This is a genomic window from Deinococcus aerius (genome assembly GCF_002897375.1).
Classification (GTDB): domain Bacteria; phylum Deinococcota; class Deinococci; order Deinococcales; family Deinococcaceae; genus Deinococcus; species Deinococcus aerius.
Map to the genome: position 1 here is coordinate 257,642 of NZ_BFAG01000001.1, position 24,167 is coordinate 281,808.

Below are 24,167 nucleotides of genomic sequence, written 5' to 3' on the forward strand. Positions count from 1 at the left end.
GGAGCTGTCAGCGAAGCTGACTGAGGGGTCTACGCAGCTAGAACAGATTCGGCACCCCCCGCGCCTTCTCCTCCCTCGGCTCGGCGCTCTCCACCACCGGCCTCAGCGCCTCGGTCTCCCCCTCGTGGTAGACGTGGCTAGGAATATCCGCGTTCGAGCCGCGCGTCAGCGCCACCCGCCCCGTCCGCATCGTCTCCAGAATCCCGAAGGATCGCATCTGCTCGATAAAGGCGGTGATCTTGCCCTCGTCGCCCGTCACCTCGAAGGTGAGCGCGTGACGGCCCACGTCCACGATGCGGGCGCGGAAGTCCTCGGCGATCTGGCGCACCTCCACCCGGCTCTCGGGCGTGATGGCGACCTTCACGAGGACGAGTTCGCGGTCCACGAACTTCTCCAGGCTGTGGTCGATGATCTTGACCACGTCGTGCAGCTTCTCAAGCTGTCGCATGGCCTGCTCGACCACACCGCGGTCGCCGGTCACCACGAAGGTCATGCGGCTGAGGCCGGGGTGTTCGGTCGAGCCGACGCTGAGGCTCCGAATGTTGTACCCGCGCCGCCCGAAGAGGGAGGTGATGCGGGTCAGGACGCGCGGCTCGTCGCGCACGATGGCGGAGACGAGGTGATCTTTGGGGGCGGGGTCAAAGGGGGCCGTCATGCGTTCTTCGCCTCCTCGGCGGCGGCGTTCTTCTCGATGCCGGGGGTGGGGCGGGGGGGTTCGGTCTCGATCATCTCGCTCAGGGCGGCCCCGGCAGGCACCATCGGGAAGACGCCGTGCTCGTTGGGCACCACGATTTCCAACAGCGAACTCTTGGGGTCGTTCAGCCAGGCGTCGATGGCCCCCGGCAGCTCCTCGGCGCGGTCGGCGCGGTAGGCGGGCACCCCGTAGGCATCGGCAAGCTTCAGGAAGTCGGGGTTGGAGTCGCCCAGCCAGACCTCCGAGTAGCGGCGCTCGTGGAAGAGTTCCTGCCACTGGCGGACCATGCCCAGGAACGAGTTGTTGATGATGCAGATCTTGACGTTGCGGATGTCGTACTTCTTCAGGGTGGCGAGTTCCTGGGCCGTCATCTGGAAGCCGCCGTCCCCGGCGATGACGATGCTCCGCACACCGGGCTCGGCCATGCCCGCCCCAATCGCCGCCGGGAAGCCGAAGCCCATCGTGCCCAGCCCGCCCGAGTTGATCCAGCGCCGGGGCCGCTCGAAGCGGGCGAGCTGGGCGGCGAGCATCTGGTGCTGGCCCACGTCCGAGGAGAGGATGTCGTCGGGCCGCAGGCGGTCCACCACCGCCTTCACCGCGTACCCGGCGCCCCAGTGGTCGGGGTCCTGCGTGCGGGTCTTCCACTCGGCGATCTTTTCCCGCCACTCGGGGAGGTCGAGCTTCTGGGCGCCCTCGGCGAGCATCTGGGCGGCCACCCGCGCATCCCCCCGCACCGGCACATGCGTCCGCACGATCTTCCCGATCTCGGCAGCGTCGAGGTCCACGTGGATGATTGAGGCGTTGGGCGCGAAGCCGTTCACCCGGCCCGTCACCCGGTCGTCGAAGCGCAGGCCGATGCCCAGCAGCACGTCCGCCTCGGAGATCGCCCGGTTCGCGGCGACCGAGCCGTGCATCCCGGGCATCCCCAGCCAGAGGGGATCGCTCGCCGGGAAGGCGCCCAGCCCCATCAGCGTCGTGATGACGGGAATATCCCACGCGCGGGCGAGGGCGGTGATCTCTGCCGCCGCGTCAAGCGAGCCGCCGCCGACCATGATGACGGGCTTTTTCGCCGACCGCAGCAACTCACGCGCCCGCTCGATGGCCTCCGGCTTGGGGGCGGGAATCTCGGGCCGGGCGTGGGGGGTGGCGATCTCGCCGTGGTACGGGGCGAGCTGAACGTCCTTGGGGATGTCCACCAGGACTGGGCCGGGCCGCCCGGAGCGCGCGATGCGGATGGCCTCGGCGATCACGCGCGGCAACTCCTCCACGTCCCGCACGACGTAGTTGTGCTTGGTGATGGGCAGGGTAATCCCGGTGATGTCCGCCTCCTGAAAGGCGTCCGTGCCCATCAGGTGCCGCGCGACGTTGCCCGTGATCGCCAGGATGGGCACCGAGTCGAGCATCGCGTCGGCGAGCCCCGTCACGAGGTTGGTCGCTCCCGGCCCCGACGTGGCGATGCACACGCCGATCTCGCCCGTCGCCTTGGCCCAGCCCTCCGCCGCGTGGATGGCGCCCTGCTCGTGCCGCGCGAGGACGTGCCGGACTTCCGGGTAGAAGGTCAGCGCGTCGTACACGGGCATGATCGCCCCGCCCGGGTAGCCGAAAACCGTGCCCACCCCGTGCGCGGCGAGGGTAGCCCACAGCGCCTTGGCGCCCGTCATGTCCTGCTGCGTCATGCCTGCCTCCTCATGGCAAAAAGCCGCGCGCCCCGCTCACCCAGAGGCGACGTGGCGCGTGGTCCGGCTTCCCGGTGGGTGCTGTCCCGATGTTGTCCCTTGCGGCTTCCCATCCCTGCTGCCTCCCTGTCCTCAACGAAAAACCCCCGCCCGGTGGGGGTGGGGGTCTGTGGTACGCGTCCTGCGCTCAGCGTCCAGTTCCCCCGGAGCCAAGAAGTACCACCACGAGAATGGCCTGCGGCGCGTTCATGCCTCCCACCCTACGGGCTCGGCAGCGCGAGGATGGGGGCGCGTCTAGATAGGAAGGGCAGGCGAGGGAAAGCGGGCCGTTCACCAGGTCTCCCCCCCACCGGGAGGAGGCCAGGCCCCCAGCATTCGGCGCAGCAGGATCACTTGCCCGAGGTGAACAGCGTTGTGCAGGGCGTTGACCGTCAGCTCATAGCCCACCGTCTTCTGCCCGTCCACCTGGCGCGACAGGTCCTCCCCGCGCGCCAGGCGTTTCGCCTCCGCCAGCCCGGACAGGAAGGCCCGGCGGACGGTGTCCCAGTCCCCCGGGCCCACGGCAGGCCAGCCCCCGGCGGCGTGTTCGGGCAGGGCTGGCCCCTCACCGCGGACCAGAGCCGCGCTGAACGCCTGCCAGAACTGCATGTGCGCGACGATCTCGGCAACCGTATGCGGCGCCCCCTCGACGCGGCGGCAGGCCAGGTCGGCGCTCAGCCCGTCCAGGGCGCGGCCCGGCGGCACGCAAGCCCCGCCGCCCTCCAGCAGCCGTTCGAGAGCCTGGGGCGCTGGACCCAACAACGCCGCTTCATCCGCTTGCCCGGTCATGCCTCCACTGTAGGGGTGGGAGGATGGCGGGGGCTGAGGTTGTCCGGCCCGGACATAAAAAATGCCCCCACCACTCGGGCAGGGGCACTCTTCAGAGCCTGGCTTTAGCGCCCACTCGGCACGAACTCGCGGTCGCCGTAGTCCTCGCGGCGCGGGCGGTCGTTTCCACCGTCGCGGTCACGGCTCCAGCGGCCCTGGCCGCCTCCCTGACCACCACGGTTGCCGCCGCCCTGATAGCCACCACCCCGGTTGCCCCGGTAGCCACCCTCGTCGCGGTCACGGTAGCCGCGTCCGCCGCCGGAGTTGCCACCCTGACGCCCTTCGCGGCTGGGGGCCTCGAACAGTTCGGGGAGTTCCTGGGCGACTTCCACGCCCACCTCTCCCTCCAGGGGGCTCGCGGCGAGGAGCTTCTCGACGTACTCGCTGGGCACGTCGGCCACCACGCCGCCGCGCCACTGGCGCACCTTGCCCAGGCGGCGGGTATCCACGTCGCTGCCCCGGGCGATCACGGCGACCGCGCGGGCCACGCTCAGGCGCTCGGCGTGCAGGATCAGGGTGGTCAGGCCCTCCTCACCACTCAGCAGGCTGGCCGCCTTGACGGGCTCGGTCACGCCGCTGATCTTGGCCAGCGCCCGGGCCAGCGCCTCCAGCCCCAGCTCGCTGAAGAGCCGCTCGGCCTCGGCCTGGAAGGTCGTGGCGACGCTGGCATCCACCCGGCGGACGAGGTCGGCGCTCGCCTTGGCGCTCGCGGCCTGCACCTCCTTGGGGGTGGGCAGGGGCCGCTCCCGGAACTGCACGCCGGTGCGGTACTCCAGGTTCCGCAGCTCGCGGTTGTCGCGGTCGCCGTACATCACGATGGCGGTGCCGGTACGTCCGGCGCGGCCCGTGCGGCCCGAGCGGTGGATGTAGCTGTCGTGGTCCTGCGGCAGGTGGTACTGCACCACCAGGTCGACCTCGGGGATGTCCAGCCCGCGCGCCGCCACGTCGGTGGCGACCAGGACGCCCACGCGCCCGGCACGGAAGGCCCCCAGCGCCCGCTCACGCTGGCTCTGCGCGAGGTCGCCGTGCAGCGCCTCGGCTTCCAGCCCGCGGTGGATCAGCTCGTTCGCCAGCTCGTCCGCCTCGCGCTTGGTGCGGGTGAAGACGATAGCCTTTTCGGGGTTGTAGACGGTGAGCAGGTCGGCCAGCACGCGGGTGCGGGTGCGGCCCACCTTCACCTTGAGGTGTTCGACGCTCTGGGCGGCCTGGCTCTTGCCCTCGCCCACCATGTCCACGGTGACGGGCTGCCGCAGGTACTTGCGGGCGATGCGGCGGATGTCGTCGTTCAGCGTGGCGCTGAAGAGCATCGTCTGCCGCGTCTCGGGCGTCCGCTGGAGAATGGTCTCGATGGCGTCGGCGAAGCCCACGCTCAGCATCTCGTCCGCCTCGTCGAGGACGGTGTACTGGATGTTGCTCAGGTCCAGGTTCCCGCGCTCCAGGTGGTCGATGATACGGCCGGGGGTGCCCACGACCACGTCCACGCCGCGGCGCAGCGCGCCCTCCTGCGGGCCGTAGCTCGCGCCGCCGTACACGGTGACGGTGGCGAGATGCTGGCCGCTCTTGGAGAATTCCTCCGCGACCTGCTTGGCGAGTTCGCGGGTCGGGGCCAGGATGATGGCGCGCGGCAGGCGGCCCCGCTCGCGGCTGGGCTCGAGATTCTGAATGATGGGCAGCGCGTAGGCCAGCGTCTTGCCGGTGCCGGTGCGGGCACGGCCGATCAGGTCCTTCCCGGCGAGGGTCTGGGGCAGGCTCTCGACCTGGATGGGGGTGGCTTCCACGATGCCGCGTTCGGCGAGACGCGCCGCGAGTTCGGGCGCGATCAGTTGATCAAAGTTCATCTGTAATCCTTTCGGGAAAGTACCCCCGCGAACTACAAACGCCTTCAACCCTGAAAGCTCGTCCTGATGGGGCCCTCTCCAGCCGCCCGGTGGTATCCCGAACGGCGCACGAAGAGAAAGTGTACACGGTACGCCTGGAAATTGCAAGGGGGGAGTGGGGGTCGTGGAGAGAATTCTCGCGCTCCAGGACGGGGAAGAGGGTGTGGCCTCCAGGGCGTGTTGCGAAAGGACGGCGGAGGAACTTCACCCGTGCGAAGCACACTCGGAAACTGTCACCCTGAGCGGAGCGAAGGGACTCCTCCACGCGCTGTAGACCTTGGACCCCCTTGTACTTTTACGCGGGCAGCACTTCCAAGTCCCCCGGAACTGTCCCCCCCAGCGCCACCCAGGCGTTCAGCATGTCCTCTGGGGCGGGCGCGTGCAGGTGCAGCGCCTCGCCCGTCACGGGATGGGGGAGGGTGAGGAACTGCGCGTGCAGCGCGTGGCGCGGGGTAGCCTGGCTCTCCCGACCATAGACGGGGTCACCGAGAATCGGGCTGCCCAGGTGCGCGAGGTGGACGCGAATCTGGTGCGTTCTTCCCGTTCGGGGCTGTGCGCGCACGAGGGCCAGCGTGCGCCCGTGCCCATCGGGATGTGCTGACAGCGGCGTGAAGCGGGTCTGCGCCTCCCGGGCGCCCACCCCTCCAACGGTCATCCTTTGCCGGGCAGTGGGGTGGCGACCGACCGGGGCGTTCACGTTCACCGGCCCCTCCGCCTTCCACGTCCCGGCGGCGATGGCAAGGTAGAGCTTGCGGGTGTCGCGGTCCTTGAAGGCGGCGGCGAGGCGGGCGTGGGCCTCGACCGTCTTGGCGACCACGATCACGCCGCTGGTGTCCTTGTCCAGGCGGTGGACGATGCCGGGACGGTAGCCGTCGGGACCCGTGGCGCCGGGTTGCTCGGGCAGGGTCATGCGGCCCAGCAGGGCATTGACCAGTGTGCCGGAGGTGACCCCGGGGGCCGGGTGGGTAACCATGCCGGGCGGCTTGTTCACGGCGATGAGGAATTCGTCCTCGTACAGCACGTCGAGGGGGACCGTTTCGGGCGCGACGGTCGCGTCCGGGGGAGGGGGCACCCGCACCATCAGCGCCTCGCCCCCTTTCAGCTTCAGGCTGGCCTTCTGGATGACCACGCCTCCGACCTGGACGTGCCCGTCCGCGATCCACCCGGCGACCTGGGAACGGCTCGCCCCCACCAGCTCGGCCAGCACGGCGTCCAGGCGGCCCGGGGTGGCGGTCAGGTGGAGAGGGGCGTCACTCACGGCGGGCAGTGTACTGTCCCCTCCCCCCATCCATACCCCCTTCATCCTCGTTCGGGTGGTAATCCGATTCGGCGTGAACGGGATACAGCCGGGTGAGCCCAGGAAAGCCCGGCGTCCTGAGCGTCCTGCCCCGGCCCCCGCCTCTTTCCCTCCGGCCCCGCCGGTTGTGCCCCCCAAGGAGGACCTCCATGCCCAACATCGGTGTCCCGGAACTGCTCGTGATCCTGATCGTCGCCCTCATCGTGTTCGGCCCGCGCAAGCTGCCGGAACTCGGCAAGAGCCTGGGCCAGGGCCTGCGCGAGTTTCGCAAGTCCACGAGCGCCGTCACGGACGAACTGCGCCGCGGCCTCGATACCCCCGCGCAGGACGTGCCCGTGGCGGTCACCCCCGCCGTTCAGGTGGTCCCCGTTCCCGAGCAGTCGCCCCGGGCCTGAATGACCGCCCCGTGTGAAGGCGTTCCCAGCGCCTGGTCACACGCCCCCCCTCCCGGCCTGTTAGGCTGCCCGCAACTCATGGCAGCCGACCTTCCACCCGTTCAGGAGCCGACCGACGAGGCGCTTATCCGGGCTATGGCCGCCGGGCAGGAGGAGGCGCTGCGGGAACTGCACCGCCGCCACGCCCGGCTGCTCTACTCCCTCGGCCACCGCATGCTGCGTCAGCGCGACGACGTGGAGTCCTGCGTGCAGGACGCCTTTATGAACGCCTGGCGGCACGCGGCCCGCTTCGACCCCTCGCGCGCCAGCGTCAAGACCTGGCTCGTGAGCATCGCGCACCACCGCTTTCTCCAGGAGTTGCGCGACCGCCCCGACGTGGCCCTCGAGCTGGAGGAGTGGGACGCGCCCGTGCAGGCCCCCGACCCCACCGACCGCATCCTGGCGACCCGCGCCGTGCAGGTGCTGGACAAGGCGCAGCGCGAACTGGTTGAACTCGCCTACTACCGCGGCTACTCTCACTCGGAACTCGCGGCCCTGACCGGGCTGCCCATCGGCACCGTGAAATCCCGCCTGCGCGCCGCCCTGGAGAGGATGCGCGGTCACCTGGCGGGGCGGGCGGGACCGGACACCCTGGAAGGAGGTGAGCGCGCATGACCATCGACCCGGAGCAACTGACCGCCTATGCCCTGGGCATCCTTTCCCCGGAGGAGGAGGCCCACGTGAGGGCCGCCCTGGAGGCCAGCCCCGAACTGCGCGCCCAGCTCCAGGCCGAGCAGGAGGCCCTGACCGCCCTCGTCGAGTCCCTCCCCGAGGTCGAGCCCCCACCCGGCGCGGAGGACCGCCTGCTCGCCCGCCTGGCCGCCGAGCGGGAGGCCGAGCCCGCCGCTCCAGCCGTGACCCCCATCGCGCCGCCCGCCCCGGCGCGTCGCCGCACGCCCTGGTTCCCGCTGGCCGCCCTGGGTCTGGCCGCCGCGCTCGCCCTGGTGTTCGTGCTGCGGCCCACCCCCGACCCCTTGCAGCAGTACGCCCGTACGCCCGGCGCCACCACGCAGGCGGTCACGGCGAATGGGGCCGATCTCGGCCAACTCGTGCGCCTGCCCGATGGCCGCGCCTACCTGCACCTGAACCGGCCCGCCGACGCCGGGCGCGTGTACCAGATGTGGCGCATCCAGGCGGGCACGCCCGTCTCCCTCGGGGTGTTCGAGGGCCAGGGCTTCCTGCTGACCGACCTGCCGCCCGGCGCGACTGTCGCCGTGAGCGTCGAGCCGCCCGGGGGCAGCCCCCAACCCACGACAACGCCAATTCTGGTGCAGACGCTGTAGCGCGTTGGATGTCAGGAGAAGACCCCTCACCCCCGGGTAGAGGGGTCAATACGGCGAGGCTCTCAAAAGTTGTCACCCTGAGCGACGCGAAGGGTCTCGCCTGGAGATCCTTCGCCTTCGCTCAGCAGGCTTGTCCTGCCGCGCTCCGCCTTAAAGCCCTTTCCCTGGGGAGACGGTTGGGTGAGGAGTCTCCTATCCCAAGCATCAATCACCCCAAAAAACACCCGGCCCGCCCTGGCAGATCTTACGTCAGGGCGGGCCGTCCTCACGCTCAGCGGGGCGAGGATTCGGTCTTCAAGGGCGGCACCCGCAGCCCGCCGCGACCGTCCCAGCCCTTGAAGGCGTAGAAGCGGCCCGGCTCGCCCGTCCGCAGATAGTCGCTCAGCGGCTCGCGCATGGGGGGGGATTCGAGCAGCTCGATGGCCTGCTCCGGGGTGCAAAAGCGCGCCTCGACGATGAAGCCGTCGGGGTCAGAGGGGTTCAGGAGGCCCTCCCAGGTCGCCTCGAAGGCGACGGCGATGGCCCTTTCTCCCCGGCGCTCGTCCTCGATATGCACGGTGTAGGCCATATGCTTGATGCCGGTGAGCTTCAGGCCCGTCTCCTCCGCGATCTCGCGGTAGAGGGCTTCGAGCAGGGTTTCGCCGGGTTCGACCACGCCGCCCGGCAGGGTGTGGCGCACCCGCCCCAGGCCCTGCCAGTCGTTGCCCACGAGCAGCACCCGCCCGAAGCGGTCGCGCAACACACCCGCCGCCACCAGGAGGTCACGCCGACCCATAGGTCCCCCGCCTGCCGCCCCGGGCCTCGGCCCCGCCCTCGTCCTGCATGGCGAGGAGTTGCCGCTCGCGCTCGTCGCGGGCCAGGGCCGCCACGAGCGGGGCGAGGCCGCCCGCCATCACCGAGTCGAGGGCGAAGTTCTTGGCGTCCCCCTCCAGGCGGTGGTCGGTCACGCGGTTTTGCGGGTAGTTGTAGGTGCGAATCTTCTCAGAGCGTTCCCCCGTGCCGACCTGAGAGGCCCGCGTCTCGCGCTCGCGCTCCTCCCGCGCCGCCCGCTCCCGCTCGGCGAGGCGCGAGGCGAGGACGACCAGCGCCTTCTCGCGGTTCTTGATCTGGCTGCGGCTGTCCTGGCACACGACCACGATCTCGTCCGGGGTGCCCGCCCGGTACACGGCACGGACGGCCGAGTCGGTGGTATTCACCCCCTGCCCCCCCGCCCCCTGCGAGCGGAACACGTCGATCCGCACCTCCGAGGGGTCGAGCTGGACCTCGTTCGCCTCGGCCTCGGGCAGGACCGCCACCGTCACCGTGCTCGTGTGGATGCGGCCCTGCGACTCGGTAGCGGGGACCCGCTGGACGCGGTGAACGCCCCGCTCCCACTTGAAGGCGCGGAAGGCAAATTCCCCCGTCACCTCCGCCACGACCTTGCTCGCGCCGCCCAGGTCGCTCTCGGAGGCGTCGAGGACGTTGAGCTTCAGCCCGGCGCCCTCCGCGTAGCGGGTGTACATCCTAAGCAGGTCCACGGCGAAGAGCCCCGCCTCCGCCCCGCCCGCCCCGGCACGCAATTCGAGGATCACGTCCTTGGCGTCGTCGGGGTCGGTGGGCAGGAGGAGGACTTCCAGCTCGGCCTCGATCCCGGCCAGCCGGGTGGTCAGGGCCTCGACCTCACCGGCTGCCAGGTCACGCATGTCGGGGTCGGCGAGGAGTTCGCGGGCTCCCGCGAGGTCGCGGGTCAGCGCCTCGCGCTCGCGGTAGAGCGTGACGAGCGGCGTGAGTTCGCGGTGGCGGCGGGTCAGGCGGGCGTACTCGCGGGCGTCGGCGAGGGCCGCCGGATCACCCAGCGCCCGCTCCACCATGCCGAATTCCGCCGCCAGTTCCTCCAGGCGGCCCCCCGTCAAACCGGCACCGTCCCCGCGGGCAAAGCCCGACCCCGCCCCGGCACGACCGGCCTTGCCCCCGGTGGGCACAGTCCCGACACGAACAGAATTCTCGACACAGGCAACATGGGGGCAGTCTACCGCCCCCCTCCCTAGACGACCGGAAGGCAGGCAACAGGGTGGGGGGGTTCCCTCTCCCCGAGCGGCGCTACAGTCACGCCCATGCGAACGGTGACGGTGGGCCTTCTGGGCTGCGGGACGGTGGGGCAGCAGGTGCTGCGGCTGCTGGAGAGGCGCAGGGACATTTTCGACAACTTAGGGGTGCGGATCGAGGTCACGGGCGTCCTCGTCCGCGACGCTGCCCGCGAGCGCGACGTTCCGCCCGGCACGCCGCTCACGAGCGACCCCGCCTTCCTGGGGGAGAGCAGCGTGCTGGTCGAGGCGCTGGGAGGTATTGACCATCCCCTCGCCCTGCTGCTGCCGTACCTGCGCTCCGGGCGCCCCGTCATCACCGCGAACAAGGCGCTGCTCGCCGAATGCTGGGACGACCTGCGCGAGCATGCCCTCGCCGGGCGTCTGTACTACGAGGCGTCAGTGATGGCGGGGACGCCCGTGATCGGGCCGATGAGCACGGTGCTGCGGGCGAGCACCTTCACCCGGCTTCAGGCCGTTCTGAACGGCACCTGCAACTACATTCTCACCCAGATGGAGGGGGGCAAGGCCTACGCCGACGCCCTCGCGCAGGCGCAGGCGCTGGGCTATGCGGAGGACCCGCCCACCCTGGATGTCGGCGGCTTCGATACCGCGCACAAGCTCACCGTTCTGGCCCGCTTCTGTGCGGACGGCAACTTCCCGTACTCGGCGGTGGAGGTGCGGGGCATTGAGGACGTGACGCTGGAGGACGTGGCCCAGGCGCGGGCGGCGGGCGAGCGGATCAAGCTGGTCGCCGAGTTGCGGCGCGAGGGCGAGGGGTGGCACGCGAGCGTCTCGCCGCGGCGGCTGCCCGTCACGCACGCCCTGTGCAACGAGGGGGCCAGCCGCAACGCGATGGTGTACGAGGGGGAGGAATGCGGCGCGCTGATCTTCGCGGGGGGTGGCGCGGGGGGCATGGTCACGGCGTCGGCGATGGTGGGGGATCTGCTGGACTGGCTGATTGGGTTTCCGGGGCATGTGCCGCTGCACTGAGTGCTGGGGGAGGTTGTTTCGTGGGGCAGGGCATCTTGTAGCGAGTTGCCCCCACCCCCCAGCCCCCTACCCCCAGAGGGGGCAGGGGGAGCTTTCCGCTGCGCTCGGCAAGGGGCTCGCCCAGTTCGCCTGTGGTCGTGCTTCTCAACGCGCAAGGTTTGATCTTGCTGTGTTCCAAGTCGCGTGCCCACCGTCTCGCTACGCGAGCAAGGCGTGGTGAAGGCCGTGCGAGCGCGCGCCCAAGGGTGGGAGTGGGCCGTCCACCATAGACGGTTTTGAAAGCGGCCAAAGCTTTAGCGGTGTTACTCCTCCCCCCTTGCGGGGGAGGCTGGGTGGGGGGTGGCAGGCGCCCGCCTGCCCTTCTCCCACTGTTCAAAGAAGAGCGCCCAAATGCTCCACCACCCCTTGCCCACAAGCCGCTCAGGACCCCTCCGTCTTCAGTGCCCGCAGGTTGGGGCAGTTCAGGGCGCCGCGAATGCCCAACGCCTCCACCACATGCTGGGGGGGCAAGTCGCCGAACACGCGCGTGTCCCCCACGAGGGGAATGCGTTCCCGCCCGGCGAGGAGTTCGCTGCGGGTGTGCAGGCGCACGGCCCGTTCGACGCAGGCGGCATCACGGGGGTCCAGGGTCAGGGTCTGGCTCGCATCGCCATTGATGATAGTCACGACTGCTGGCTGGGCGTCGTAGCCCGCGAGGACCCGCGCCGCCCGCGCCTGCCCGGCCAGCGCCCCGGCGAGCGCCGCCAGCAGCGGCAGGAGGGCCGCCAGCCCCCAGACGACGATGCCCCGCGCCGCTCCGGGCCGCCACAGCAGCAGGAGCAGCACCCCGGCGAAGGCGAGCGTCAGGAGCAGGTACAGGCCAGGCAGCATCGCGGGCAGTGTAACGCGGGCCGTTCGCTACAGTGTGATCTCCAGCCCGTCCCGCGCGAAGGTCCAGCCCTCCGGCAGCGTCAGGCCGCGCACGTCCACCCCGTGCGAGAGGTGGGTGAGGTACACGCGGCGGGCCGAGCGTGCCCAGGGCAACCCCAGCGCCTCGCGCACGTCGTACACGCTTCGCCCCTCACGGGGAGAGGCCGACTCGTCCGCGAAGGAGGTGCCGAGGATGAGCAGGTCGAGGTCCGTCAGCCATACGCGCACCACTTCCTCGGGGATGTCGATGGCGTCCGTGACGTAAGCCGCTCGCCAGCCGGGGCGGTCGAGGCGGAAGGCGTGGCTGTGCCCGTTCGCCCCGTGCGGCACCTGGAAGGCCCGGACCCGCAGGCCCGCGACCTCCAGCCCCTCTTCGGGAAGAGGCTGGACAGGAGCGGACCGTCGGAAGGCGTAGGCGAAGCGGCCTCCGATCTGTGGCAGCACCTCGGCGGGCGTGAGGATCGGAATGGGAACGAGCGCCGCCTGCCCGGCTGGGGCACCGTTCATGGCTACGTCGCCGCTCGCGTAGACCGCGTAGTCGAGCAGGTCACCCAGGCCCAGCAGGTGATCGTTGTGTGCGTGCGAGATCAGCACCGCGTCCGGCACGAGCGGCCCGGGCAATCGGGCGAGCTGGGCGTGCAGGTCGGAGCCGCAGTCGAGGAGCAGCGTCTCGCCGTTCCCCCGGATGAGGGCGCCGCTGCGGGTGCGGCGGTTCACTCCCCCGGCGCGGGCTTCCGTGCAGACCGGACAGGCGCACCAGAAGCGCGGCACGCCCTTGCTGTCCGCCGTACCCAGAAAGGTGAGGGTGACGCTCAAGAGGCCATCAGCTCGCGGGCGGCCCGGGCCAGGTCCCCGCTTCCGGCGAGGCTGCTCCCCACCAGCACGGCGTCGGCGAGGTCCCGCACGCTGGCGAGGTCAGCCGCCGTCCGGTAACCGCTCTCGGCGACGAGAACGCCCGAAAAGCCCGCCTCCCGTGCCCGCCGAATCAGCCGGGGACTGACTCCCAGGTCGATGCCGAGCGTGGTGAGGTCGCGGTTGTTCACCCCGATGATTTCCGCCCCCGCCGCGAGCGCGAGGTCGAGTTCAGAGTCGTCGTGGACCTCCACCAGCGCGTCGAGGCCGAGGTGATGGGCCAGTTCCAGGTACTCGCCGACCGCCTCACCGAGCACGCTCACCATCAGCAGCGCGGCGGAGGCGCCCCAGTCGGCGGCCTCGCGCAGCATCGCCGGGTGGACCACGAAGTCCTTGCGGAGGACGGGCAGGTTCGCTGCCGCGACGACCGCGTGCAGCGCCTCCGGGGTGCCGTCGAAGTGCCGCGGCTCGGTGAGGACGCTGATCGCCGCCGCGCCGCCCGCTTCGTACGCCCGCGCGGCCTGGGCCGGGTCGAGGGGGGCGATGGCGCCCTCACTCGGGCTGGCGCGCTTGACCTCGGCGATCAGGGCGAGGCCGCTCCCCGACAGGGCGGCGCGGAAGCGCCCGTGACGGGGGCGTAAGGCGCCCACGTCGGGGTTTGCTCCCTCGTAGTCCCGCGCCCGCTCGCGCACGATGCGGCCCAGCACGCCGGGCACCTGGTCGAAGTCGGTCACGGCCTCACCCTTCATGGGCCGGAGTATAGGCGGGCGGGGGCCGTGTTAGCCTGGGCCGATATGAGCCTCGCCCCCGGCAACGGCCCCGTGCAGATCACGCAGGAACAGCTTCAGGCCCGCATTCAGGAACTCGGACAGAAGATTCGGGCCGACTACGCGGGCAGGGAGCCGCACCTGATCTGTGTGCTCAACGGCGCCTTTCTCTTTCACGCGGACCTCGTGCGTGCCCTCGGTATTCCCTGCACCATCGATTTTCTCCAGGCCAGTTCCTATGGCGACGCCAAGCAGACGAGCGGCGAGGTCAAGCTCGTCAAGGACCTGCAATTTCCGATCAGTGGCCGCCACGTGATTCTCGTGGAGGACATCGTAGACACCGGCATCACCATGAACTACCTGCTGCACTACCTCCAGGGGCGCGGCCCCGCCAGCCTCAAGGTCGCCGCCCTGCTGAGCAAGCCCAGTCGCCGCCGGGTGGAGGTGCCCGTCGAGTACCTGGGTTTCACCATCCCCGACGCCTTCGTGTACGGCTACGGCCTGGACCGGGCGCAGTTCGACCGGAACCTGCCGTTCATCACCAGCCAGGAATGAGGGAGGGGGGCGGGCGGCCCCTCACCTCCGGCAGGGCTGCGGCAGTCGGGTCAGCCCCGCCAGGATCATCGCGGGCAGCCGACGTTGCTCGGCACGGAGCGCGCCCCGACCGTCTGGGACGTAAACCCTCAGCGGGATGCTCAGGCTGCCCCCGTCCTCCCTACCGCCCCAGCCAGGTCGCCGCGAGGCGGGTCGCCAGGGGCATCACCAGGTAGGTCATCAGCGGCACGATCAGCACGGCCTGGGCCAGCGCCCGCAGCGGCAGGGGCCAGTGCCCCAGGACGGGACCCAGGAGGAGCCCCGAGGCCAGGCTGACCGGGTACAGCGCCGCCAGGGTCAGCAGCGCCATCTTCCAGCGCGGGGGCTGGCGCAGGGTGGGACTGGCGGGCGGCGTGAATCAGAACTCCAGGCCGGGCTGCCGCTCGAAGCGGACCTGACCGTCGACCAGGGGCTCGACGCGGGAGAGCCACTCGGCGCGTTCGGGGGAGAGTTCCCAGTTCGCCGCGCTCGTCACCGTGTCGAAGCGGGCCAGCAGGGTGTACTCGCGTTCGCCCGGCGTGGGCCGGATGACCCCCGTGCCGCGGTGGCCGGGCAGGCGCGAGAGCCGGTCGATGGCCTCGGCCAGCAGGGCCTCGAACTCGGCCTCCCGGCCCGGGCGGATGCGGCGGCGAACGATCAGGTTCACCGGGTCCAGGGGAGGCTGCTCGCTCAGGACGGCGTCCTTCACGCGCTGGCCTGTGTCCCGGATGCACCTTCCCGGCGCGGCCACGCGACCAGTACCACCCCGGTCAGAATCACCCCGAGGGCGGCCCACCCCAGCCCGGTCAGGTGCTCGCCCCCCAGCCCCACGCCCAGCAGCACCGCGACGACCGGGTTCACGTAGGCGTAACTCGTCGCCAGGGCGGGGCGGGTGTGCGCCACGAGGTACATGTAGGCGCTGTACGCGACCAGGCTGCCGAAAACCGTCAGGTACGCCAGCGCCCACAGGCTGGCGGCGGTCGGCGTGCCCCAGCGTTCCCCCAGCCCCAGGCTGAGGAGCAGCAGGATCAGCCCGCCCGCCAGCATCTCCGCCGCGCTGCCCATCAACCCGCCCGGCAGGGGCAGGTGGCGCGACCACTGGCTGCCGAAGGTCCAGCACAGCGGCGCCAGGATGAGGAGGAAGGCGGCCAGCGGCGTGGCGTGGAGTTCCCCGATGTTCAGCAGTGCGATCCCGAGGAGGCCCACCCCAATCCCCAGCCACTCGCGCCCCCCCGTGCGCTCACCCCACAGCCGGGCGAACAGCGCCGCGAAGAGGGGAGAGACCGCGAGCACCATCGCCGCGACGGAGCTGCTCGCGTCCCGCTCGGCCAGCGTGACCAGCCCGGTGCCGCCGCCCAGCAGCAGCAGACCCACGGCGGCACTCGACCGCCACTCCTGCACCGTGGGGGCCGGGGCGCCCCGCCACCGCAGGAAGGCGTACAGCAGCGCCCCGGCGAGCAGGAAGCGCACGGCGAGCATCCCCAGCGGCGGCAGGCTGCCTATCGCCACCTTGATCCCGAAATAGGTGCTGCCCCACACGACGTACACCAGGGCGAGCGAGAGCAGGACGGTGGGCGTCAGGCGGGCGGTCCGGGAGGCGGCGGCAGTCACCGGGAGAGCATACGCGCAGGTGCGGGCGGTGACGAATGTGCGGCAGCCGCCCGTCCCGGCCCACCGTACACTGCCCGCGTGTTTTTCGCCGAACGCCTCTGGACGTTGGTGCTCGTGGTCGGCCTGCTCGTCGTGGCGGGGCTGGCCCTCGGCCCGGTGCTGCACCCGGCCGCCCGGGCGCCGACGATCACGCCTGTCCGCCTGCCGCCCCCGGCACAGCCCGGGGAGGCCGCCCCCGAGTACCCCACCACCGTCAGCGTTCAGCCGCTCATCTCGGGCCGGGTCAACCTCAATTCCGCGACCGCCGAGCAACTGGAGGCCCTGCCCAAGGTCGGCCCGGCCCTCGCCGCCCGCATCGTGCAGGGGAGGCCCTACCGCAGCCTCGCGGACCTCGACCGGGTGAAGGGCGTCGGCCCCTCCACCCTCTCCGCCCTGCGCCCGCTGGTGACGTTCTGATGGTCGGGCGGCACGCCGTTGCCCCCCGCCCCGCCGCCCTCGGTCCCACCCGCGCCACCTCCGGCCGTCTCGCCTGGCCCGTGCCGCTCGCCCTCGGCGTGATGGGCGGCATCCTGCTCGGGCTGGGGGTGTGGTGGGGGGGTCTGGTGGTGCTGGCCGGGGCGCTCCTCGCGGTGTTGGACCGTCGCCCGGCCCTGGCCCTGCTGGCGCTCCTCGGGACGGGCCTGGGGTTGGGCGCCCAGCATCTGAATGCGGCGCAGCCCGACCGTATGGCCCCCTGGGTCGGCGCGCAGGTCACGCTGACGGGGGAGTGGGACGGGCAGTTCCTGCGGCTCTCGGACCCGCCCGCCCGGGTAGCGGTGTCCCCGAAGCCGCGCGTTCCGCCCGGTCAGGTGCGGCTGAGTGGCCGCCTGGTACGCCCGCAGGAGCGGCGCGTGCCCGGCGGATTCGATCAGGCGGCGTGGCTCCGCGGCCAGGGTGGCCTCTTCGTGCCGACGCCGACGACCGTGCTTGTCGCGGCGCAGGTTCGCGGGAGTACACCTCAGGGTGGTGTTCGCGGCTGGTTCCGCCGTGGGCTCACCGTGGGGCTGGGCCAGCGTCAGGCCGCCCTGATGCAGGCCATCGAACTCGGGGACCGGGGCGACATCGGCCAGGAGGACTTCGGGGAGGGGTACTCGGTCCGCGACGCCTTCGCCCGCTCGGGGCTCTCTCACCTCATGGCTCTGAGTGGGCAGAACGTGGCGCTGCTGACGGGCGCCGTGCTGTGGCTGCTGGTCCGCTTCCGCGTGCCGCTGGTGTGGCGGTACGTGCTGGCGGTGGCGTTTCTGGGGCCTTACCTGCTCCTCGTGGGGCTCTCGCCCAGCATCTTCCGGGCGTGCTTGATGGGGGCGGCGGTCCTGCTGGGGTACGCGCTGGGTCGCGGACGACCCGACCCCCTCGCCGTCATCGCCCTTGCCGCCATCCTCTGCCTGCTGCCCTTTCCGCTGTGGCTGCTCGACGTGGGCTTTCAGCTCTCGTTCCTGGCGGTGCTGGGGCTGACCCTCTCGGGACGCCTGGCACAGCGCCTGCCGGAGCGCTGGCCCATGTGGCTGCGGCTCGCGCTGGTGGCGACCGTGCTGGCGGAACTCGCCACCCTGCCCGTGATCGCCGGGACCTTCGGGCAGCTTCCGCTCGTCGGCCTGCCCGCCAACCTCCTCGCGGGGGGACTGATGGCCGCTCTCGTGCCGTTGGGCTTCCTGGCGGGGTTGCTGGGGCCGCTCGCCGTCGCCGTGAACGGGTTGACGGGCCTGCTGGCCTCCGCCCTGCTGCTCGTGGTGGAGGTGTTCGGCCACGCGCCTGTCCTGACCTGGGGCCACGTGGGACCTGCGGGCTTCGCCGCTTACGCGGTCGCCGCCCTCGCCGGGGTCCTTTGGCTGCGGGGCCGCGTGCGGGCCCCGGTTGCGCTGGGAACGCTCCTCGCCTGCGCCGTGCTGACCCTGCTGCCCGGGTTGATCCATCCTCCCCGCGAGCTGGTGTTCATCGATGTCGGTCAAGGGGATAGCACCTTGATCCGGGCGCGCGGGCTGAATGTTCTGGTGGATGGGGGAGGCTCCGTAGGTTCCGATTTCGACGTGGGTGCCCGAACAGTCGTCCCGGCCCTGCGTGCCCTGGGCGTGCGCTCGCTCAATGTAGTGGTGGCGACCCACGCGGATACCGACCACATCGAAGGGCTCTCTGCGGTGTTGCACGCCTTCCCCGTCGGGGAGTTGTGGATCGGCCAGCGCAAGACGGACGACCCCGTGCTGACGGCTGTGCTTGCCGCCGCCGAGGAGCGCCACGTCCCCGTGCGCGAGGTCCGGCGCGGTGACCGCGTCAGTGTGGACGGCGTGACCCTGACCGTCCTGTGGCCGACGGGCAAGGTCTGGTCCACCGAGGACAACGACAACAGCGTGGCGATGACAGTGGAGTCGCGCGGCTTCCGCACCGCCCTCCTCGGCGACCTGCCCGCCCCCGCTGAGGCGTTGATCGGGGCGGGGAACCTCGACCTCCTCAAAGCGGCGCACCACGGCAGCCGCCACAGCACGGGGGAGGCGATCCTCCGCGAGAGCACGCCCCAAGACGTTCTCATCAGTGTGGGCCGCAACACCTATGGGCATCCGCACCCGGACGTGCTGAACCGCATAGCTCAGGCCGGGGCGAAGGTCTGGCGCACCGACGAGCTGGGCACGGTGCGCTGGCCGCTGCCCTGAGGCTCTACCTCACCCCAAAGGGACGGGCCCCCAGGTTTCCCCGGGGGCCTCTCCTTACAGCAAGGGCTTACTCGCCCTGCTTGTCCTTGTTCTCGGTGCTCTCGCCCTGAGCGCTGTCCTTCTTGTCCCCGCCCAGGCCGAACTGCGCGAAGAGGTCGGCGTACACGTCGCCCAGCTTCGTGCTGATCTTGCCGCCCTGAGAAGCGTCCTTGGCGTTGTAGTTGTAGTCGGCACCGCCGCCGCGGCCACCGCGACCACCACCGCCGCCCCGGTTGCCACCCTGGCCGCCACCGCTGCTGTAGCGGTCGCTGCGCGAGCCGCCGCCCTGGCTGACGAAGTCGCGCACCGGGCCACCGCCACCCAGGGCGCGGCGACGCGACAGACTCGCGCGCTGCTCCACAGGGTCGATGTTCAGGATCACGGCCTCGATCTCGTCGCCCTTCTTGAAGAGGTCGGCGGGGTTGTTCACGCGCTGCGTGTCGAGTTCACTGATGTGGATCAGGCCCTCGATGCCCTCCTCGATCTCCATGAAGACGCCGAAGTCGGTCATGCCGGTGATCTTGCCCTTGACGGGCGTGCCGGGCGGGTAACGGTCGGGCAGCGCGCTCCATGGATCGTCCGTGGTCTGGCGAATGCCCAGGCTGATGCGCCGCTCCCGGGGGTCGATCCGCAGGATGACGGCCTCGACCTCGTCGCCCTCCTTCAGCACCTCATTGGGGTGCCGCACGCGCTTGGTCCAGCTCATCTCGCTGACGTGAACCAGCCCTTCCAGGCCGGGCTCCAGCTCGACGAACGCGCCGAAGTTGGTCAGGTTCGTGACCTTGCCCTTCACGCGCTGGCCGATGTGGTACTTCTCCACCGCGCCCTGCCAGGGGTCCTGGGTGAGCGACTTCATGGAGAGGTTGATGCGCTCGCGGCCCTCGTCCACGTCGATGACCTGGACCTGGACCTTGTCGCCCACCTTCACCACGTCGCGGGGGTGGTTGAAGCGGCCGTAGGTCAGCTCGCTGCGGTGCACCAGACCGTCGATGCCGCCCAGGTTCACGAAGACGCCGAAGTCGGTGATCTCGACGACCTCACCCTCGAAGGTGGCGCCGGGCACCAGCTTGCCGATGGTCTGCTCGCGCGCCTGGGCCTTCTGGGCCTCCATGATCGCGCGGTGGCTGATGATGACCCGGTTGCGCTTGCGGTTCAGCTCGATCAGCTTGACCATCAGCGGCTTGCCCACATAGGGGTCCAGGTCATTCACCCGGCGGGTGTCCACCTGAGAAGCGGGCAGGAACGCACGGATGCCCTCGACCTGCGCCACGAGCCCGCCGCGCACCTTCTCGAGCACCTCGACCTCGAACGCCTCGTCGTTCTCCTGCATCTTTTCGAGCACGCGCCAGCCCTTGTCCTGGTCCGCGCGCTTCTTGGAGAGAACGATCTGGTTGTTGGCGAGGTCCACCCGCACGACGTACGCCTCGATCTTGTCGCCGGGCTTGTACATCCCCTGGGCCTGCTCCAGCGTCACGGGCTCCTCGGCGATCTGGTTGAGGGGGATGGTGCCCTCCACCTTGGCGCCGATGTCCACCGCGATGCCCTCGTTGCCGATAAACACCACGGTGCCGTCCACGATGTCGCCCCGGCTGACGGACTGGTGCTCGGTCGCCTCGCTCGCGAGCACGTCCTCCATGGTCATGGCGGGGTAGTCGCGGTCGTCCGCGCTGCTGGTGGGGGCGCTCGCCTGTGCGGGTGCCACCTGGGCCTGCTGGGTGCCCTGCTGCTCGGTGCCCGGCACGGGCTGAATGGTCCCGCCCTCAGCGGCGGGGGTCTGGGTCTGGTCTTCCATGAACTCCTGTCCTCCTGGGCACCCGCACTTCCCGCGCGGGTACCACGTAACCTGCGCGCTCGGCGCGGCAACGCCTCAGTGTAGCACCGCCTGATGGGGGGGGCAAGCACGGTTTGAACGCGGTCTATTCGCTTTTTTACGGACGGGCGGTCGGGGAAAGTGCACCGCGCCCACAAGGGCGGCAGTTGACGGCGCTGGGGGCGGCGGCTATACTCCCTCACGCTCAGCTCCCCGTTGAGCGGCCAGAGTCCCGCGTTGGGGCATCGTCTAATGGCAGGACGACGGTTTCTGGCACCGTTAATCAAGGTTCGAGTCCTTGTGCCCCAGCCAAAGAAGGTCCCCGCCGCGCGCGGGGATTTTTCATGTGGGCGTCACGGAGCAGCGAGGAAGCGCGGGAGACCCGGCGGGAGTGCCGGGCGGTACCTCGTCGCCGCGCCCCTCTGGGAAGGTTTAAACTTCCCTCCAAAGCACCTCAAAGGAAAGGCAGGGCTTCCTCCGAACAAGCGCTCGATGCTGGCAAAGGTACACGCCGCCGGTGGTGACGAGCGGCCCTGTCCGAGGAGGTCTGCCCTTGAATGAACGCCCCACGCTTCGCCTGACCGTCCGCTCCGCTGCCCTGCCGGTGGTGCACGCCGAGCTTCAGGTCGTCCACGTTTCCCCGAACGGCATCGTCGACTTTCCGAACCGCAGCGAGTTCGAGATCACCCACCTCCCGGGCTCGCCCGATGTCTTTTCCGAGAAGCGGGAGTTCCGGGTAGACCTGGCCGAGTTGAGCCGCCGTCAGGGCGAGCAAGTCGGGCACCTCTACGCCGTGATGATCCACAGCCAGCCGCGCTCCCTGGACTTCCTCGACGGCATGGTGCTGGAGACTGAGGCGCCCGGCTTCGAGAGCGTCCCCATCCGCCTGAATCTCGGGGACCACGCCGCCCTGCTGGGGGTGTGGTGGCAGAACCGGGCGGGCGAGTGGGCGTTCGAGTACAGCGGGCGCATCCTCGACACCATGAACGCGACCTACCAGGCGATCTTCCTCGCCGGGCAGTACGCCGAGCGGTTCGCCGACCGCTAGCCCCTGCTTTAAAAAGTAAAGTGTGCCTGGCTGACGGTCCTGAAATGTGCATGGTGGTACGCTTTTGCCATGACGAGCGCCCCCATGCAGGACTACGACGTGGTGATTATCGGTGGTGGCCCCGCCGGGCTGACCGCCGCCATCTACGCGGGCCGGGGCAGCCTCAGCACGCTGGTGCTGGAAAAGGGCCTGCCCGGCGGCCAGATCGCCCAGACTGAAGAGGTCGAGAACTACCCCGGCTTTCCCGAGCCCATCAGCGGCATGGAGCTCTCGCAGCGCATGGTGCAGCAGGCCGAGAAGTTCGGTGCCCGCATCGAGATGGACGAGGTCGAGGCCATCGAGTCCACGCCGACCAGCCACCCCTACGTGTTCACGGTGCGCGGCTACAGCGGCACCTACCGCGCGAGGAGCGTGATCCTGGCGACCGGCGCCAACCCCCGCCGCCTGAACGTGCCCGGCGAGGAGCATTTCTGGGGCAAGGGCGTGTCCACCTGCGCGACCTGTGACGGCTTCTTCTACCGCGGCAAGAAGGTCGTCGTGATCGGCGGCGGCGACGCGGCGGTGGAGGAAGGGCTCTTCCTGACCAAGTTCGCCGAGGAGGTCACCCTGATCCACCGCCGGGACACCCTGCGCGCGAACAAGGTCGCCCAGGCGCGGGCCTTCGCCAACCCCAAGATGAAATTCATCTGGAACACGGTGGTCGAGGAGATTCAGGGCGAGGACCACGTGACGGGCGTGCGGCTGAAGAACCTGGGGACCGGCGAGGTGACGGACATGCCCACCGACGGGGTGTTCATCTTTATCGGGCACGTGCCGAACACCGACTTCGTGCGGGGCACCGTGCGGCTGCGCGAGGACGGCTATGTCGAGGTCACCGACGAGATCTACACCAGCGTGCCCCTGCTCTTCGCGGCGGGCGACGTGTCGGACTACGTGTACCGCCAGCTCGCCACCAGCGTGGGGGCGGGCACCCGCGCGGCGATGAGTGCCGAGCGCGCCCTGGCCGCGCTGGAGCTGGAAACCGAGACGGCGGCCGACTGAGGGGCCCGAAAAGCCTCACGGGGGGAAGGGGAGAGGGGGCCCCTTCCCTTATGCTGACGGTATGCGCTCCCTGCCCCTCTCCGCCCGGGTGACCCGCAAGGTCCGCGGGTATCTGGGCAAGGTGCGGCGGCTCGCGCGCAGCCTGAGTGAACGCTACGCCCACCCCGACGACACCTGGGCCGCGGCGCAGCTCACACCCCGGGAGGCCCGCGTGTACCTGGGCATGGACGCCCGCGACCGCGAACACGCCTGCCGGGTGGCCCGCCACCTGCTGCGCGACCACCCGGGCGCGGCGCCCGAGGTGGTGGCTGCCGCGCTGCTCCACGACTGCGGCAAGAGCATCCGCCCCTACCGGGTGGCCGAGCGCGTCCTGGTGGGCCTGGTGCCCAACCGCCTGGCCCGGCTGCTGCCGTTCGGGCCGCTGGCGGTGCGGGCCTACCACCCGGAACTGGGCGCGGAGCTGCTGGCGCGGGCGGGCGCGCGGCCCCGGGTGGCCCGGCTGGTCGCCCGGCACCACCACGCGGTCGGGGACCCCGAGGCGGCGCTGCTCCACCACTACGACGATCTGGAATGATCGGCCAGGACCACCGTAAAGTCGCCGGGTGGGCCGTACCAGGCTCCCCTTAAGGGGAGCTGTCAACGAAGCTGACTGAGGGGTTGACCGCGGCAAGCTTTGCCAGCCCCCGACTTTGCGGTGGCCCTGGCGTTCAGTGGCCCCCCGCTTGACTTTCCCCTGCCCGCTCCCCTACAATCCCTCCTCGCGCCTGACACCGTCCCCGGACGGGAGCAACCCCGGACGGCCCCATCGTCTAGCGGTCAGGACAGCGCCCTCTCAAGGCGCAGACACGGGTTCAAGTCCCGTTGGGGTCACCACCGCGCGCCGCCCTCCTGTCCGGGGCGGCGTTTTTTCGTGCCCGCTCCGCTAGGCTCCCGCTATGACCCTGCCCCCGGTCCTGTCCGAACTCGTCGCGTACTTCGAGCCGCTCTCGACGATTCGGCGCGACTTCCGGGGGGCGGTCACCCTACACACCCCCGGCGTGAACGTGCTCGCCCTGAACTCGACTTTCGTGCCCGACGCCGACCTGGACCGCCTGCCGCTGGTGGCCGCCTGGCACCACGCGCAGGACATGCCCGCGGTGGTGGCTGCCACCGTGCCATTGCCCGGCGAGGAGGTCGGCGCCGTGCGGGTCGGTTCCTATCACCCGCAGCCGGACACGGGCGTGATCGTCGTCGAGCAGGTCTCGCGCCTCGCGCTGCCTGGCTGGGCCGCCGTCCTCGCCGAGGCGCACGGCACGCCGGAGTGGGCGGGAGCCCTCGCCCGGCACCTCGCGCCCCGGCTGGAGGGGGACCGGGGCGCGGCGCTGCTCACGGCCTATGCGGGGGGAGAGGCGGTCGGGGCCCTGCTGTGGCGGGCTTCACCCGACGGCGCGGGAGGGGCGCACCTGTGGGGCACCCTCGACCCCGCCGCCGACGCGCCCCTGCTGAACGCGGCCCACACGCTCGGGAGCGGGCTGAGGGCGAGCCTGCCCGATACCAGCCCCCTGGAGGTCGCGGACGAGGTGACGGTGACCTACCGGCGGCTGGACGGACCCGGGAGACCTGGCCCGGAAACGACGGGAATTTCATAGGGTCCCCGGGCCCCGTCCGCT

General features: G+C 70.7%; 25 protein-coding genes and 2 tRNA genes. 13 read left to right on the forward strand and 14 right to left on the reverse strand.

Annotated features, from left to right (window positions below; genetic code table 11):
• Positions 1 to 37: 37 nt before the first annotated feature.
• The 5 genes from ilvN to DAERI_RS01220 form a co-directional block, all read right to left on the reverse strand.
• Positions 38 to 655: an acetolactate synthase small subunit gene (gene ilvN, locus DAERI_RS01200; protein ID WP_165794023.1), complete on the reverse strand. Its 618-nt coding sequence runs from the start codon at positions 653 to 655 to the stop codon at positions 38 to 40.
• Positions 652 to 2,370, reverse strand: a complete 1,719-nt coding sequence (gene ilvB / locus DAERI_RS01205; protein WP_103127654.1) for a biosynthetic-type acetolactate synthase large subunit — start codon at positions 2,368 to 2,370, stop codon at positions 652 to 654. The genes ilvN and ilvB overlap by 4 nt, the downstream gene beginning before the upstream one ends.
• A gap of 330 nt (positions 2,371 to 2,700) precedes the next feature.
• Positions 2,701 to 3,198 (reverse strand): DinB family protein, encoded by a 498-nt coding sequence (locus DAERI_RS01210; protein ID WP_103127655.1) that lies wholly within the window; start codon positions 3,196 to 3,198, stop codon positions 2,701 to 2,703.
• Between the two features lie 104 nt (positions 3,199 to 3,302).
• The gene (locus DAERI_RS01215; protein ID WP_103127656.1) at positions 3,303 to 5,075 is read right to left on the reverse strand and encodes a DEAD/DEAH box RNA helicase; all 1,773 of its coding nucleotides are present in this window, start codon (positions 5,073 to 5,075) and stop codon (positions 3,303 to 3,305) included.
• 334 nt (positions 5,076 to 5,409) lie between these two features.
• Positions 5,410 to 6,402, reverse strand: coding sequence for an RluA family pseudouridine synthase (locus tag DAERI_RS01220; RefSeq protein WP_165794024.1), 993 nt, complete (start codon positions 6,400 to 6,402; stop codon positions 5,410 to 5,412).
• 158 nt (positions 6,403 to 6,560) lie between these two features.
• Here DAERI_RS01220 and DAERI_RS01225 point away from each other — a divergent pair, with 158 nt between their 5' ends.
• From DAERI_RS01225 to DAERI_RS01235, 3 genes are all read left to right on the forward strand, one after another.
• Complete coding sequence (locus DAERI_RS01225) at positions 6,561 to 6,806, forward strand: twin-arginine translocase TatA/TatE family subunit (protein ID WP_103127658.1); 246 nt, start codon at positions 6,561 to 6,563, stop codon at positions 6,804 to 6,806.
• A gap of 78 nt (positions 6,807 to 6,884) precedes the next feature.
• Complete coding sequence (locus tag DAERI_RS01230) at positions 6,885 to 7,460, forward strand: RNA polymerase sigma factor (protein ID WP_103127659.1); 576 nt, start codon at positions 6,885 to 6,887, stop codon at positions 7,458 to 7,460.
• A complete protein-coding gene (locus DAERI_RS01235) occupies positions 7,457 to 8,128 on the forward strand; it encodes an anti-sigma factor (RefSeq protein ID WP_103127660.1) in 672 nt (223 codons plus the stop codon). The genes DAERI_RS01230 and DAERI_RS01235 overlap by 4 nt, the downstream gene beginning before the upstream one ends.
• A gap of 271 nt (positions 8,129 to 8,399) precedes the next feature.
• Here the strand turns inward: DAERI_RS01235 and DAERI_RS01240 are convergent, their stop codons facing one another.
• Both DAERI_RS01240 and prfA read right to left on the reverse strand, forming a co-directional pair.
• A complete protein-coding gene (locus tag DAERI_RS01240) occupies positions 8,400 to 8,903 on the reverse strand; it encodes an NUDIX hydrolase (protein WP_103127661.1) in 504 nt (167 codons plus the stop codon).
• Positions 8,890 to 10,020: a peptide chain release factor 1 gene (gene prfA / locus DAERI_RS01245; RefSeq protein ID WP_103127662.1), complete on the reverse strand. Its 1,131-nt coding sequence runs from the start codon at positions 10,018 to 10,020 to the stop codon at positions 8,890 to 8,892. The genes DAERI_RS01240 and prfA overlap by 14 nt, the downstream gene beginning before the upstream one ends.
• Before the next feature lie 201 nt (positions 10,021 to 10,221).
• Here prfA and DAERI_RS01250 point away from each other — a divergent pair, with 201 nt between their 5' ends.
• Positions 10,222 to 11,184 carry a homoserine dehydrogenase gene (locus DAERI_RS01250; RefSeq protein ID WP_103127663.1) on the forward strand — a complete coding sequence of 321 codons (963 nt, stop codon included), beginning with the start codon at positions 10,222 to 10,224 and terminating at the stop codon, positions 11,182 to 11,184.
• A 420-nt stretch (positions 11,185 to 11,604) separates the two neighbouring features.
• On the opposite strand, the gene DAERI_RS01255 is transcribed toward DAERI_RS01250, so the two are convergent.
• Genes DAERI_RS01255 through trpC form a run of 3 tightly spaced genes read right to left on the reverse strand, consistent with a single transcriptional unit; the run spans position 11,605 to position 13,694 of the window.
• Positions 11,605 to 12,054, reverse strand: a complete 450-nt coding sequence (locus DAERI_RS01255) for a hypothetical protein (RefSeq protein ID WP_103127664.1) — start codon at positions 12,052 to 12,054, stop codon at positions 11,605 to 11,607.
• 27 nt (positions 12,055 to 12,081) lie between these two features.
• On the reverse strand, positions 12,082 to 12,909 hold the full coding sequence (locus tag DAERI_RS01260) for an MBL fold metallo-hydrolase (protein WP_103127665.1): 828 nt from the start codon (positions 12,907 to 12,909) through the stop codon (positions 12,082 to 12,084).
• Positions 12,906 to 13,694: an indole-3-glycerol phosphate synthase TrpC gene (gene trpC / locus DAERI_RS01265; RefSeq protein WP_103127666.1), complete on the reverse strand. Its 789-nt coding sequence runs from the start codon at positions 13,692 to 13,694 to the stop codon at positions 12,906 to 12,908. The genes DAERI_RS01260 and trpC overlap by 4 nt, the downstream gene beginning before the upstream one ends.
• 45 nt (positions 13,695 to 13,739) lie before the next feature.
• On the opposite strand from trpC, the gene hpt reads away from it, so the two are divergent.
• Complete coding sequence (hpt, locus tag DAERI_RS01270; protein WP_103127667.1) at positions 13,740 to 14,267, forward strand: hypoxanthine phosphoribosyltransferase; 528 nt, start codon at positions 13,740 to 13,742, stop codon at positions 14,265 to 14,267.
• A gap of 160 nt (positions 14,268 to 14,427) precedes the next feature.
• Here the strand turns inward: hpt and DAERI_RS23220 are convergent, their stop codons facing one another.
• The 3 genes from DAERI_RS23220 to yedA are packed head-to-tail and all read right to left on the reverse strand — an operon-like array spanning position 14,428 to position 15,896.
• Entirely contained in the window at positions 14,428 to 14,640 is a 213-nt protein-coding gene (locus DAERI_RS23220) for a hypothetical protein (protein ID WP_501162147.1), read from the reverse strand.
• Positions 14,641 to 14,664: 24 nt separating this feature from the next.
• A complete protein-coding gene (locus tag DAERI_RS23225; protein WP_369689436.1) occupies positions 14,665 to 14,994 on the reverse strand; it encodes an antibiotic biosynthesis monooxygenase in 330 nt (109 codons plus the stop codon).
• Positions 14,991 to 15,896: a drug/metabolite exporter YedA gene (gene yedA / locus DAERI_RS01280; RefSeq protein ID WP_103127668.1), complete on the reverse strand. Its 906-nt coding sequence runs from the start codon at positions 15,894 to 15,896 to the stop codon at positions 14,991 to 14,993. Before yedA ends, DAERI_RS23225 begins: the two co-directional genes overlap by 4 nt.
• A gap of 78 nt (positions 15,897 to 15,974) precedes the next feature.
• Here yedA and DAERI_RS01285 point away from each other — a divergent pair, with 78 nt between their 5' ends.
• A complete protein-coding gene (locus DAERI_RS01285) occupies positions 15,975 to 16,352 on the forward strand; it encodes a ComEA family DNA-binding protein (RefSeq protein WP_165794025.1) in 378 nt (125 codons plus the stop codon).
• The gene (locus tag DAERI_RS01290) at positions 16,352 to 18,580 is read left to right on the forward strand and encodes a DNA internalization-related competence protein ComEC/Rec2 (protein ID WP_103127669.1); all 2,229 of its coding nucleotides are present in this window, start codon (positions 16,352 to 16,354) and stop codon (positions 18,578 to 18,580) included. Before DAERI_RS01285 ends, DAERI_RS01290 begins: the two co-directional genes overlap by 1 nt.
• Before the next feature lie 67 nt (positions 18,581 to 18,647).
• On the opposite strand, the gene DAERI_RS01295 is transcribed toward DAERI_RS01290, so the two are convergent.
• A complete protein-coding gene (locus DAERI_RS01295; RefSeq protein WP_103127670.1) occupies positions 18,648 to 20,411 on the reverse strand; it encodes a 30S ribosomal protein S1 in 1,764 nt (587 codons plus the stop codon).
• A gap of 256 nt (positions 20,412 to 20,667) precedes the next feature.
• On the opposite strand from DAERI_RS01295, the gene DAERI_RS01300 reads away from it, so the two are divergent.
• The 6 genes from DAERI_RS01300 to DAERI_RS01325 all read left to right on the forward strand — a co-directional run bounded on the left by DAERI_RS01300 (position 20,668) and on the right by DAERI_RS01325 (position 24,146).
• A tRNA-Gln gene (locus DAERI_RS01300) sits at positions 20,668 to 20,741 on the forward strand.
• A 241-nt stretch (positions 20,742 to 20,982) separates the two neighbouring features.
• A complete protein-coding gene (locus DAERI_RS01305; protein WP_103127671.1) occupies positions 20,983 to 21,477 on the forward strand; it encodes a hypothetical protein in 495 nt (164 codons plus the stop codon).
• A gap of 69 nt (positions 21,478 to 21,546) precedes the next feature.
• A complete protein-coding gene (gene trxB / locus DAERI_RS01310; RefSeq protein WP_103127672.1) occupies positions 21,547 to 22,518 on the forward strand; it encodes a thioredoxin-disulfide reductase in 972 nt (323 codons plus the stop codon).
• Positions 22,519 to 22,579: 61 nt separating this feature from the next.
• Entirely contained in the window at positions 22,580 to 23,092 is a 513-nt protein-coding gene (locus DAERI_RS01315) for an HD domain-containing protein (protein WP_103127673.1), read from the forward strand.
• A 224-nt stretch (positions 23,093 to 23,316) separates the two neighbouring features.
• Positions 23,317 to 23,391: transfer RNA gene (locus DAERI_RS01320), tRNA-Glu, on the forward strand.
• 62 nt (positions 23,392 to 23,453) lie between these two features.
• Complete coding sequence (locus DAERI_RS01325; protein WP_103127674.1) at positions 23,454 to 24,146, forward strand: hypothetical protein; 693 nt, start codon at positions 23,454 to 23,456, stop codon at positions 24,144 to 24,146.
• Positions 24,147 to 24,167 lie beyond the last annotated feature (21 nt).

What these genes read in the sequence shown, in the direction of transcription:
- DAERI_RS01290 (WP_103127669.1), top strand. Translation starts at nt 16,352, where the DNA reads ATGGTCGGGCGGCACGCCGTTGCCCCCCGCCCCGCCGCCCTCGGTCCC.
- DAERI_RS01215 (WP_103127656.1), bottom strand. Translation starts at nt 5,075, where the DNA reads ATGAACTTTGATCAACTGATCGCGCCCGAACTCGCGGCGCGTCTCGCC.
- DAERI_RS01225 (WP_103127658.1), top strand. Translation starts at nt 6,561, where the DNA reads ATGCCCAACATCGGTGTCCCGGAACTGCTCGTGATCCTGATCGTCGCC.
- trpC (WP_103127666.1), bottom strand. Translation starts at nt 13,694, where the DNA reads ATGAAGGGTGAGGCCGTGACCGACTTCGACCAGGTGCCCGGCGTGCTG.
- DAERI_RS01210 (WP_103127655.1), bottom strand. Translation starts at nt 3,198, where the DNA reads ATGACCGGGCAAGCGGATGAAGCGGCGTTGTTGGGTCCAGCGCCCCAG.
- DAERI_RS01230 (WP_103127659.1), top strand. Translation starts at nt 6,885, where the DNA reads ATGGCAGCCGACCTTCCACCCGTTCAGGAGCCGACCGACGAGGCGCTT.
- DAERI_RS01295 (WP_103127670.1), bottom strand. Translation starts at nt 20,411, where the DNA reads ATGGAAGACCAGACCCAGACCCCCGCCGCTGAGGGCGGGACCATTCAG.
- ilvB (WP_103127654.1), bottom strand. Translation starts at nt 2,370, where the DNA reads ATGACGCAGCAGGACATGACGGGCGCCAAGGCGCTGTGGGCTACCCTC.
- hpt (WP_103127667.1), top strand. Translation starts at nt 13,740, where the DNA reads ATGAGCCTCGCCCCCGGCAACGGCCCCGTGCAGATCACGCAGGAACAG.
- DAERI_RS01315 (WP_103127673.1), top strand. Translation starts at nt 22,580, where the DNA reads ATGCGCTCCCTGCCCCTCTCCGCCCGGGTGACCCGCAAGGTCCGCGGG.
- trxB (WP_103127672.1), top strand. Translation starts at nt 21,547, where the DNA reads ATGACGAGCGCCCCCATGCAGGACTACGACGTGGTGATTATCGGTGGT.
- DAERI_RS01235 (WP_103127660.1), top strand. Translation starts at nt 7,457, where the DNA reads ATGACCATCGACCCGGAGCAACTGACCGCCTATGCCCTGGGCATCCTT.
- DAERI_RS01240 (WP_103127661.1), bottom strand. Translation starts at nt 8,903, where the DNA reads ATGGGTCGGCGTGACCTCCTGGTGGCGGCGGGTGTGTTGCGCGACCGC.
- DAERI_RS01255 (WP_103127664.1), bottom strand. Translation starts at nt 12,054, where the DNA reads ATGCTGCCTGGCCTGTACCTGCTCCTGACGCTCGCCTTCGCCGGGGTG.
- DAERI_RS01220 (WP_165794024.1), bottom strand. Translation starts at nt 6,402, where the DNA reads ATGGGGGGAGGGGACAGTACACTGCCCGCCGTGAGTGACGCCCCTCTC.
- DAERI_RS01250 (WP_103127663.1), top strand. Translation starts at nt 10,222, where the DNA reads ATGCGAACGGTGACGGTGGGCCTTCTGGGCTGCGGGACGGTGGGGCAG.
- ilvN (WP_165794023.1), bottom strand. Translation starts at nt 655, where the DNA reads ATGACGGCCCCCTTTGACCCCGCCCCCAAAGATCACCTCGTCTCCGCC.
- DAERI_RS01325 (WP_103127674.1), top strand. Translation starts at nt 23,454, where the DNA reads ATGACCCTGCCCCCGGTCCTGTCCGAACTCGTCGCGTACTTCGAGCCG.